Consider the following 8,875-nt stretch of genomic DNA (forward strand, 5'->3'; position numbering starts at 1 on the left):
CCCTCCACTAAATCGGGCGGACGTCGACGGCCTCCTTGAGGGACCCAGAGTCCCTCAAGGAGGCCTTCACGGACTTCAGGCTAGGTTGACCGCGTGAGTCTCCTCGACGACGTGGCCGAACGCGACGGCTGGCGATGCTGGGTATGCGACGAACCGGTCGACCCGGAGATGTCGGTGAACGACCCTCGTGGCCCCAGCGTCGACAGCCGGACCGCGGACCGGAAGGCCAAGATCCCCGAACGGCTCGCGCACCGCGGCTGCAACACCCGCAAGGGCGCGGTCAAGGTGGTCATCGCCTGGCCGGACCGCCTGCACGTGGTCGAACCCGCGCCGCTGATCACCGTCGCCGGACGGCTGGAGCGCAAGGGCGGCCGCGAAATGGTGGCCCGGTGCCCGACGAAGCAGGACGCACAAGAGGCGGCGGACTGGCTGGTGGACCGTTTCTCCCGGCTGCTGCCGGGATTGCCGGTGACCGCCGCCGTCGAACCGGGCGGCGGCCAGTTCCTCGTCATCCTGGCCGCGGGCCGCCGCTGACGCGGTCGAAACCGCTGAAATAGCCCCATTCCCGCCTTCGCGCAAGCCCTGAACAAACCATTGTCCGAGCCGTGGCCTGCCTGTTCACTCAGGGACGCCCGGCCGACGGCAGGGCATCGATCGCACGAAAGCGAGGGACACCATGAGCCGAAAAGCGTTACCGCGCAGGCTGATCACGATGGCGGCCGCCGTACTGACGGCGGCGGGCCTCTCCATCACCGGTTCCGGCACGGCCTCGGCCGTCGACTACTACTACGAACTGCCGTACCCCGCGGGCGAGGCCTACACCGTCTCCCAAGGACCCGAGGGAACCTTCTCCCACACCGGCCCCTACAACGAATACGCCTGGGACTTCGCACTCCCGGCCAACTACGAGGTGTCCGCCGCACAGGGCGGCCAAATCCTCGTCTCGGGCTGGTCGCCGTACGCGTCGAACGGCATCGAGGTGATCATCCGGCACTCCAACGGCACCTGCACGCAGTACATCCACCTGAACAGGGCCATCTACAACGCGGGCACCTGGGTCCCGCAGGGCCGGATCATCGGCTGGTCGGGCAAAACCGGGGCGGCCACCGACTATCACCTGCACTACCAGGTGATCAACTGCTCCACCCGCGTGAGCCTCCGTTCCACCCTCCAGGGCTGGACCCCGCCGACCGGCTCCCGCCCGGTCAGCGTCAACACCAGGGCCTGAGCCCGCGTAATCCGGCAGGACACCCGTGGCGCCGCGGGTGTTCCCGTCATCGCGGGAAAACCGCCTTGAGACCAAGTCGGAAACTTCACCCTAAAGTGGCACAGCGCCGCATTTCATCGGTATTTCATCCGCATTCATTAGCGTTCGGCGCGGCAATACGACAGTGGGGAGAAACCGATGAAAAGAACCGGAGCGCGTCTGCTCGCGACCGCCGTCCTGTCCGTCGTCACCCTGGCCGGCGCGATCGCCGGTGCGGGAGCGGCACAGGCGGCACCCGCCCGCCCGGACGGCCCGTGCGGACCCGTCATGTTCGTCGTCCCGGGATATCAGGACGGCGGCGCGCAAAAACTTCTCGACCGGAATCTCGCGCCGGGCGGCGCCGACCCGGTGCGCATCCCGTATCCGAACAGCGCGGGCGACGTCAATCTGTACGCCGACGTCGACGCCGGTGTCGCCAATCTCCGCACCGCGCTCTACAACCTCTATGTCACCTACGGCTGCGACCTCGAAACGAAGGTGTACATCGTCGGGTTCAGCCTCGGCGCGCTCGTCGCGGGCACGGTGCTGGAAACCGAGCCGCCCGGGCGGAACATCCAGGGCGTGCTGTTCGCCGACGGACGGCGGCAGCCCGTCGAGTCGAACTGGCCGGGTGACCCGGGCGGCCTGATCGGGCATCTGCCCGTTCCCGGTCCCGGTGGCGCCGGTTTCCGGCCGGTGGATTCCTTCCGGTACCCGACGTTGAGTCTGTGCAACGGCCCCAACGCGGCAGGCGGCGCGGATCTGATCTGCTTCGGCGGCACCAATCTGGACAGCTACTTCAGCTCGCACCCGTACTACAGCTTCGAAGTGGGCAACGAGCTGAACATCCACGGCGAAGGCCCGTACCCGAACAACCTGCGCAACCGCGTCATCCCGTAACCCGCTCCGCGACCCTCCCCGGCGGGCCGCGCCGGGGAGGGTCGCGCGGCAGGCCGCGGTCGTGCCCATGCGGACACGGCGGTCCGGACCTTCGGGCAGCTCTGCGCCGCGACCGCTTTTCGGCGCAACCCCATTCCGCTCCCGGCGTCTTCGGGGACAAAGCTTCGGACAATGGACGCGAGAGGGGCGCTGAAATGAAATCCGCCGCGAAGAAGACCATCAAGACCGCCATTGTGGGCGGGGCACTCGCCGCCACCGCACTTCTTTCCGCGTGCGGCGGGAACAATGTCGCGGGAAACGGTTCCCCGGTGAAGAACGCCGCCGTCGAACAGGCTCGGCCCGGCGGCGGACAAGGGGCGGCCGCCGGAGTGTCTTCCGGCGGAGACGTCGACTGCAGCAAGCGCGGTGGCCAGGTCGGCGCCCCCGGGCGACCGAAAATGGACCTGATCGCGGTGGCCGCCACGGACGGCACCACACCGGGCTGCACCGAGGCGTACAACGTGATCACCGAGTACTACGGGAAACTGCCGCAGGCCGAAGGCCCCGGCGAGCGGGTGCTCGACGTCCAGGACAAATGGACCTGCGCCCGGCTGACGGAATCCGGGTACGAGGTGACCTGCGGCGTGCCGAACAGCTCACTGCGGCTGGAAACCAGGCCCGCGGGCGCGGGGACGGCGCGCTGATCACCGTGAACGGCGCCGACCGGATCACCACGGTCAAGAAGATCCACCAGGTTTCAGATGTTATGAACATCTGATGCTAACATCTCGAACTATGCGGGTCCTCTTCGCCAGTCTCGCGTCGGTCGGCCACACCTATCCGCTGATCCCGCTCGCGATCGCCGCCAGGGACGCCGGGCACGAGGTGTGGTTCGCCGCCGGAGAGAACGTCCATCCACCATTGCTCCGGCACGGTCTCCGCCCGTTCCGGCCGGCGGACGCGTTCTACGAGATCTACGCCGAAGACCTCGAACCGGAACTAGCGCGGCTACGGCCCGACCTCGTCGTGCACGAATGGGGGCAGCCGGGGGTGGCCGTCGCCGCCGAACGTGCCGGGATCCCGGGGCTCTGGCACGGTTTCGGCCGCATGTTCCCCGACGGGATCGGGCTTCAGCCGCCGTCGCGACCCGGCAGGCCACATCTCGACATCTGCCCACCGTCCTTGCAGGACAAGGACTTCCTCGCGACGGCCGAACGCGTCGAACTACGCCCGGTGCCCTTTTCCGAACCGGCGGCGCGGCTCGAAAAGACCGCGAGACCGTTGATCTACCTGACCCTCGGCACCGCGTTCGGCACACCGGAAGTCCTCGCCACGGCCATCCGGGGGCTGGCCCCGCTCCGCGCGCACGTGGTCGTCGCCTCGGGGCGGATCCGCCCGGAGGACCTCGGCGCCGTCCCGGACAACGTCACGGTGCGGGCCTGGATAGCGCAAACGGATCTGATGCCACACGTCGACGCGGTGGTGCACCACGGCGGCAGCGGCACCACGCTCGGCGCGCTCGCCGCCGGTGTCCCGCAGCTGCTCCTGCCCCAGGGAGCCGACCACTTCGCCAACGCCGAAGCGCTGTGCACCGCGGGGGCCGCGCTGAGCCTTCAGCCCGGTGAGCTGAGCGCCGAAGCCGTCACCGAGCACACGCGGACCCTGCTGGGCCGGACCGCGCATCGCGACGCGGCCAGGGCGATCGCCGAGGAGATCTCGCGGATGCCTTCACCCAGCGAGGTCGCCCGCACCCTGCCGGAATGGACTCGGGCCTCGTGAGTGGCAAGGACGGTTAGAACCGGCCTTGCCACTCACGAGGCCCGAAGCGGGTCAGAACCCGAACAAAGCCTGCGGGATCTCGTAGTCGTCCGGCCAGGTCAGCCAAGCGACGTCGGTCGGGCCGATGGCGCAGTTGGCCACCCGCCAGGACCGCGGGTCGTCGTCGACACTCGTTTCGCTTTTCTTCTTGAGCAGGGCGACGTAGACGTCGGACATGACGCCGTCGGCTCGGCGGTTCTCGTAGATGGTGCCGGCGTAGTACGGGCGACCGGCCTCGACGGGACGCATCGTGCCCTGCAGGAACACCCAGGGACCGAGCCGGTCGAGCTGTTCCACGGCCACCCGGACCTGATCGCCGAACTCCTCGTCGAGCCGGGCCGTGGCGGCTTGGAGCACCGCTTCCCGGACCGGGTCGCCGGGGTTCAGCGCCACCGGAAAGGGTCGTGCGGACGGGCTGTACATCAAGCTACCTCCCACTGGCGGGCGGCGACGCGAGCGATCGCGTCCGCCGGCCCGGTGCTGCTACGGCGTTCTGTCGGATCAGGTCGGCGGGGTGAGGATCTTCACGAGGCCGCCACCGCCGCCCATGCTGATCTTCTGCGAACCGTCGGGGTTGACGTTGTTCGAGCCGATGAACTGGCCATCGCCCGCGTACAGCACGACGTGCCCGCCGTTGTTCGAGATCACCACGTCGCCGGGTTTCGCTTCGGAGAGCGGCACCGACCGCCAGCCGTCCGCTTCGAGGTTGGCCGTCAGGCCCGCGACCGAGGCACTGGCCTGTCCCTTGTCGATCAGGCCCGCCGCCTCGAGACAGCCGGAAACGAAGTTCGCGCAGTTGACGTTGTTGGGCACCCACGACTGCATGGCGGGCAGCTCACCGCTGCCCTTGAGGTCGCCGGCGTTGCGGCCGAGGAACTGCTCCGCGATCTTCGCCGGGTTGTCGCCGCGGGCGTCGATCGGCTTGGCGGGCCTGCCGTCGCCCGGCACCCCGGCCGGACCACCGCCGCCACCGCCGCCGCCTCCCCCACCGCCGCCGTCTCCCCCGCCGTAGCTCGGGGTGCTGCCGATGTTGGAGTTGACCGGCTTGGCGTTGACGCTCGACGCCGTGGTCTGGCCGTCGTCGGCGGGGATGAGTTCGAGGAAACCGCCTTCGATCTCCAGGCCGAGCGGCTTGAGGAGATCGTCGATCTGCTTCTCGGCGTCGTCCAGCGCCTTCTCGATCTCGTCCTTCTTGCCGTTCGAGTCTTTTTCGTTGAGCGTCCGGAGCCGCTCGATATCCGACGCGGCCGCGGCGATCTCGTTGTCGTCTTCGGAGCTGTTCTTCCGGCGGCGGGCCGCGTCGATCAGCTTGCGGTTGTCCGCGTCCTTGTCGTTGGCTTCCTGGGCGAGCTGTGCGACCTTCTTCTTGACCTCGTCCAGGATCTCCGACACGCGCTGGAGGATGTTCTTGGCGGCCTCGGCCTTGTCGCTGACCTTGTAACTGGCCTTGCCGAGCTTTTCGAGGTGGTCGGCGACGGCGTCGGCGTCCTTGCCCTCCCAGTGGCGCAGGACGTCCTCGCGGAAGACCTTGAGGTCGTCGCCGAGGTCGTTGGCCCTGGTGGCGGCTCCGCCGACCTTCCTGGCCTGGTCGTTGACCGCACCCGAGTTGAGCTTCTGGGTCTGCTGGGCGTGCTTGTCGATGGCGTCCAGCGACTTCGGGCGGTCGTGCGACGGGTCGTCGAGCGTGCTCGGATTCCGCTCCGCGGTGGTCATCGGTAAATCCCCCTGGTTCCCGTCTTCAGTCCGATCAGTCCCGCTCGCGACCGTTGCCGCGGAGGGTGTCGACACCCGCGGCCTCGTCGTTGCGCATCCGCTGCGCGGCGTTGGCCAGCGCGTTCGACGCGGCGTCGACGAGCTTCGCGGCGGCCGCCAGTTCGGCGTTCACGCCGCGGTGGAAACCCTTGATGGTGGTCCCCGTGCCGGCCGCGTTCTTCAGGTCGCCGAACGCGGCCCCGGGGTCGCCGTCGCCCAGGTCCTTGCCCGTGCCGTTGTAGCCGTCCTTGAGCCCGCCGACCTTCTTGGCCAGCGCGGCGATCTGCTCTGGGTCGAATCGGCGAGTCATGAATGATCCTTCCAGTCCCGGCGCCTGCGCCCGTGCTTTGCCTGACCCACATTGCCTACCGCGCACCCTATGAGTTCCCACCCACGTGTGCGCACCGTTTCCCGAAACGCGATGACGCCGTTCGTGTACACCGACGCATCCGGCCGCGCGTTGGTTCCCGGAAGATTTCCACGGCATCCTCGGCGGGGAGATCTTACCCTCTCGGCACCCACCGCCAGCAGCCGAAGCTCACCCGGTCGGGGGGCCGGTGAGCGCACGGAAAACGCCTTTCCCGGAGCTCGGGGCCTTTGCCAGGATGGGCCGCGATGACCATCGACCGGCGCACTCGCGCCTTGAACTCCCTGTACGGCTTGACCCTCGGCGACGCGCTGGGTTCCCAGTTCTTCGTCCCCGACAATCGCGACCACTGGGCACGGCGGCAACCACCGCCCGGCCCGTGGCAATGGACCGACGACGCCGAGATGGCGTGTTCCGTTTTCGCCGTCCTCGACCGGGCAGGCCACGTCGACCAAGACCTGCTCGCCGCGAGTTTCGCGACGCACCACGACTTCGACCGTGGCTACGGCCCGTCCATGAACCGCTTGCTGCGTCTCGTCCGCGAGGGCGGCTCGTGGCGTGAGCTGGTGACGGATCTGTTCGACGGGCAGGGTTCCTGGGGCAACGGCGCGGCGATGCGGGTCGCGCCGCTCGGCGCCTGGTTCGGCGGCGATCCCGACGAGGCCGCGCGCCAGGCCGCGCTTTCGGCCGAGGTGACCCACACCCATCCGGACGGGGTGGCCGGCGCGATCGCGGTCGCGGTCGCCGCCTCGCTGGCCGCCATCCCGGACCCGCCGTCCCCGAAGGACTTCCTCGGCCAGGTGCTGCGGCGGGTGCCGCCGGGCCGCGTGCACGACGGTGTCCGCGCCGCCGTCCGCCTCGCCGGCGAGCCCTCTGCCGCGACCGCCGCCCACGAGCTGGGCAACGGCAGCCGCACCGGTGCCCACGACACGGTGCCGTTCACCCTGTGGACCGCGGCCCGGAACCTCGACGACTACGAAAAGGCCTTCTGGACCACGGCGGGCGCCGGTGGCGACGTCGACACGACCTGCGCCATCGTCGGGGGCATCGTCGCGACCCGGGTCGGTGCCGACGGCCTGCCGCCGTCCTGGCTGGACGCATGCGAACCGCTCCCGGAGTGGGCGATCTAGACCAAGCCCAGCTCGCGCGCCCGGACACCGGCCTGGAAGCGGGACTCGGCGCCGAGTGCGGCCATCAGCTCGGCGACCCGGCGCCGGTAGGTCCGCACGCCGAGGCCGAGGGTCCGGGCGGCGGCCTCGTCCTTGACGCCGCTGCCGAGCAGGTCCAGCACCGCGGGCGCGAGCCGCCGGATCTCGGACACCCGCGCGTCGAAGACGGCGAGATCGGTCGCGGATCGCCAGGCCGCCTCGAACAGCGACATCACGCCCTGCACCGTTTCGGGCTGGGTGATGACGCTGTAGCCGCGCTGCCCGGCGGTGAGGTCACCGGCGAGGATGACGAGCCTGCCGTCCAGGACGATCGTCTCGTTGACGTCCTCGGCGGAAATGCGGACCTGGGCTCCGTGCCGGTCGCGGACCCTCGCGAGCTCCTGCGCGGTTCCCGGGTCGAGCAGCAGACCGGCCCGGTAGATCTTGCGGATCCGGACCTGGCCCGCCCGGCGCTCGGCGAGCTCGCCGGCTCCGTGGGCGGCGACCCAGGTCGCGAGGTCGTTGGCGGCGCACGCCATGTCGGTCACGGTCGAGAACAGGTGCCCGACCCGGCGGAACAGCTCCTCCTCGCCGCGCACGACCGTGACCGCATCACTCGTCCGCATGACACCGATACTGCCTCAACCGCGCGACCGGGTGGCAGGTTGTTGCCATTTTCTGACTGCGGACGGCCTCGTCACGACGCTGGTGGTCATGACGAACTTTCACGACACCTGGCGGCTCGGCGACCTCACCGTCAACCGGATCGGCCTCGGCGCGATGCGGTTGACCGGGATGCCGTGGGACGAGAAGCCCAAGAGCCGCGAAAGCGCGATCGCCGTCCTGCGCCGCGCGATCGAACTCGGCGTCGACCACATCGACACGGCTTCGTTCTACTTCACGCCCACGCGCTCGGCGAACGAGCTGATCGCCACCGCGCTCCAGCCTTACCCCGAAGGCCTCGTGATCACCACGAAGGTCGGCGCGGGCCGCGACCGCGACGGCGAGTTCTCCTTCGCCCGGCCGGATCAGCTGCGGGGCCAGGTCGAGGAGAACATCCGGCAGCTCGGCCTCGACCACCTCGACGTCGTCAACCTGCGCTGGGGCGCCGCGATGGGCAAGGAGCCCGGCTCGGTGGCCGAACATTTCGGCGCGCTGGCGGAGCTGCGCGAGGCAGGCTTGATCCGCCATCTGGGTGTCTCCAACGTCGTGGCGGACCAGCTGACCGAGGCCCTGTCGATCGCTCCGGTGGTCTGCGTGCAGAACCGCTACGGCCTGACCGACCGCGAGGACGACGCCCTGGTCGATCTGTGCGGCGAGCTCGGTATCGCGTTCGTGCCGTTCTTCGCCGTCACGACCTCGATTCCCGGCGCCACCACCCCCGCCACCGTTCCGGGCGAGGCGGAGGTCGCGAAGGTCGCCGCGGCGCACGACGCGACCCCGGCGCAGATCCGGCTCGCCTGGACGCTGCACCGCGGCGCGCATGTGCTCGCCATCCCCGGGACCGGCGACCCACGGCATCTGGAGGAGAACGTCGCGGCGGGCGGGCTTCGGTTGAGCGAGGAGGAGCTGGCCCTGCTGGACGGCGTGGGCCGAGGGTGAGCGGTCCGGTCCCTGCGGTCCTGGGGGTGCGGTGGGGGGGTTGTGATCACCCACGCCCCCCCC

General features: G+C 69.6%; 11 protein-coding genes. 7 read left to right on the forward strand and 4 right to left on the reverse strand.

The genetic code is table 11. From position 1 onward, the window contains the following. Positions 1 to 93: 93 nt before the first annotated feature. From ACFWIW_RS36740 to ACFWIW_RS36760, 5 genes are all read left to right on the forward strand, one after another. Positions 94 to 534 (forward strand): hypothetical protein, encoded by a 441-nt coding sequence (locus ACFWIW_RS36740; protein ID WP_378372697.1) that lies wholly within the window; start codon positions 94 to 96, stop codon positions 532 to 534. 142 nt (positions 535 to 676) lie between these two features. Next, the gene (locus ACFWIW_RS36745; protein ID WP_378372698.1) at positions 677 to 1,228 is read left to right on the forward strand and encodes a M23 family metallopeptidase; all 552 of its coding nucleotides are present in this window, start codon (positions 677 to 679) and stop codon (positions 1,226 to 1,228) included. Between the two features lie 177 nt (positions 1,229 to 1,405). After that, a complete protein-coding gene (locus ACFWIW_RS36750) occupies positions 1,406 to 2,146 on the forward strand; it encodes a hypothetical protein (RefSeq protein WP_378372699.1) in 741 nt (246 codons plus the stop codon). A gap of 194 nt (positions 2,147 to 2,340) precedes the next feature. Beyond that, positions 2,341 to 2,829 (forward strand): hypothetical protein, encoded by a 489-nt coding sequence (locus ACFWIW_RS36755; RefSeq protein ID WP_378372700.1) that lies wholly within the window; start codon positions 2,341 to 2,343, stop codon positions 2,827 to 2,829. A gap of 91 nt (positions 2,830 to 2,920) precedes the next feature. Then, positions 2,921 to 3,904: a glycosyltransferase gene (locus tag ACFWIW_RS36760; RefSeq protein WP_378372701.1), complete on the forward strand. Its 984-nt coding sequence runs from the start codon at positions 2,921 to 2,923 to the stop codon at positions 3,902 to 3,904. A gap of 51 nt (positions 3,905 to 3,955) precedes the next feature. Here ACFWIW_RS36760 and ACFWIW_RS36765 read toward each other — a convergent pair whose 3' ends face one another. The 3 genes from ACFWIW_RS36765 to ACFWIW_RS36775 form a co-directional block, all read right to left on the reverse strand. Continuing rightward, positions 3,956 to 4,366 (reverse strand): hypothetical protein, encoded by a 411-nt coding sequence (locus ACFWIW_RS36765; RefSeq protein ID WP_378372702.1) that lies wholly within the window; start codon positions 4,364 to 4,366, stop codon positions 3,956 to 3,958. A 78-nt stretch (positions 4,367 to 4,444) separates the two neighbouring features. Continuing rightward, complete coding sequence (locus tag ACFWIW_RS36770) at positions 4,445 to 5,656, reverse strand: peptidoglycan-binding protein (protein ID WP_378372703.1); 1,212 nt, start codon at positions 5,654 to 5,656, stop codon at positions 4,445 to 4,447. Between the two features lie 34 nt (positions 5,657 to 5,690). Next, complete coding sequence (locus ACFWIW_RS36775) at positions 5,691 to 6,005, reverse strand: hypothetical protein (protein ID WP_378372704.1); 315 nt, start codon at positions 6,003 to 6,005, stop codon at positions 5,691 to 5,693. Between the two features lie 305 nt (positions 6,006 to 6,310). Here ACFWIW_RS36775 and ACFWIW_RS36780 point away from each other — a divergent pair, with 305 nt between their 5' ends. Beyond that, positions 6,311 to 7,192 carry an ADP-ribosylglycohydrolase family protein gene (locus tag ACFWIW_RS36780; RefSeq protein WP_378372705.1) on the forward strand — a complete coding sequence of 294 codons (882 nt, stop codon included), beginning with the start codon at positions 6,311 to 6,313 and terminating at the stop codon, positions 7,190 to 7,192. Here ACFWIW_RS36780 and ACFWIW_RS36785 read toward each other — a convergent pair. Further along, on the reverse strand, positions 7,189 to 7,836 hold the full coding sequence (locus ACFWIW_RS36785; protein WP_378372706.1) for a DNA-binding response regulator: 648 nt from the start codon (positions 7,834 to 7,836) through the stop codon (positions 7,189 to 7,191). The two genes, ACFWIW_RS36780 and ACFWIW_RS36785, sit on opposite strands and share 4 nt — an antisense overlap. A gap of 88 nt (positions 7,837 to 7,924) precedes the next feature. Here ACFWIW_RS36785 and ACFWIW_RS36790 point away from each other — a divergent pair, with 88 nt between their 5' ends. Continuing rightward, positions 7,925 to 8,812 carry an oxidoreductase gene (locus ACFWIW_RS36790; protein ID WP_378372707.1) on the forward strand — a complete coding sequence of 296 codons (888 nt, stop codon included), beginning with the start codon at positions 7,925 to 7,927 and terminating at the stop codon, positions 8,810 to 8,812. The last annotated feature ends 63 nt before the right edge of the window (positions 8,813 to 8,875 follow it).

Source organism: Amycolatopsis sp. NPDC058340 (genome assembly GCF_042723975.1).
Taxonomy (GTDB): Bacteria; Actinomycetota; Actinomycetes; order Mycobacteriales; family Pseudonocardiaceae; genus Amycolatopsis.

Excerpts from the sequence above, each read along its gene's own strand:
- ACFWIW_RS36785 (WP_378372706.1), bottom strand. The coding sequence starts at position 7,836 with ATGCGGACGAGTGATGCGGTCACGGTCGTGCGCGGCGAGGAGGAGCTG.
- ACFWIW_RS36745 (WP_378372698.1), top strand. The coding sequence starts at position 677 with ATGAGCCGAAAAGCGTTACCGCGCAGGCTGATCACGATGGCGGCCGCC.
- ACFWIW_RS36750 (WP_378372699.1), top strand. The coding sequence starts at position 1,406 with ATGAAAAGAACCGGAGCGCGTCTGCTCGCGACCGCCGTCCTGTCCGTC.
- ACFWIW_RS36755 (WP_378372700.1), top strand. The coding sequence starts at position 2,341 with ATGAAATCCGCCGCGAAGAAGACCATCAAGACCGCCATTGTGGGCGGG.
- ACFWIW_RS36770 (WP_378372703.1), bottom strand. The coding sequence starts at position 5,656 with ATGACCACCGCGGAGCGGAATCCGAGCACGCTCGACGACCCGTCGCAC.
- ACFWIW_RS36765 (WP_378372702.1), bottom strand. The coding sequence starts at position 4,366 with ATGTACAGCCCGTCCGCACGACCCTTTCCGGTGGCGCTGAACCCCGGC.
- ACFWIW_RS36760 (WP_378372701.1), top strand. The coding sequence starts at position 2,921 with ATGCGGGTCCTCTTCGCCAGTCTCGCGTCGGTCGGCCACACCTATCCG.
- ACFWIW_RS36775 (WP_378372704.1), bottom strand. The coding sequence starts at position 6,005 with ATGACTCGCCGATTCGACCCAGAGCAGATCGCCGCGCTGGCCAAGAAG.
- ACFWIW_RS36780 (WP_378372705.1), top strand. The coding sequence starts at position 6,311 with ATGACCATCGACCGGCGCACTCGCGCCTTGAACTCCCTGTACGGCTTG.
- ACFWIW_RS36790 (WP_378372707.1), top strand. The coding sequence starts at position 7,925 with ATGACGAACTTTCACGACACCTGGCGGCTCGGCGACCTCACCGTCAAC.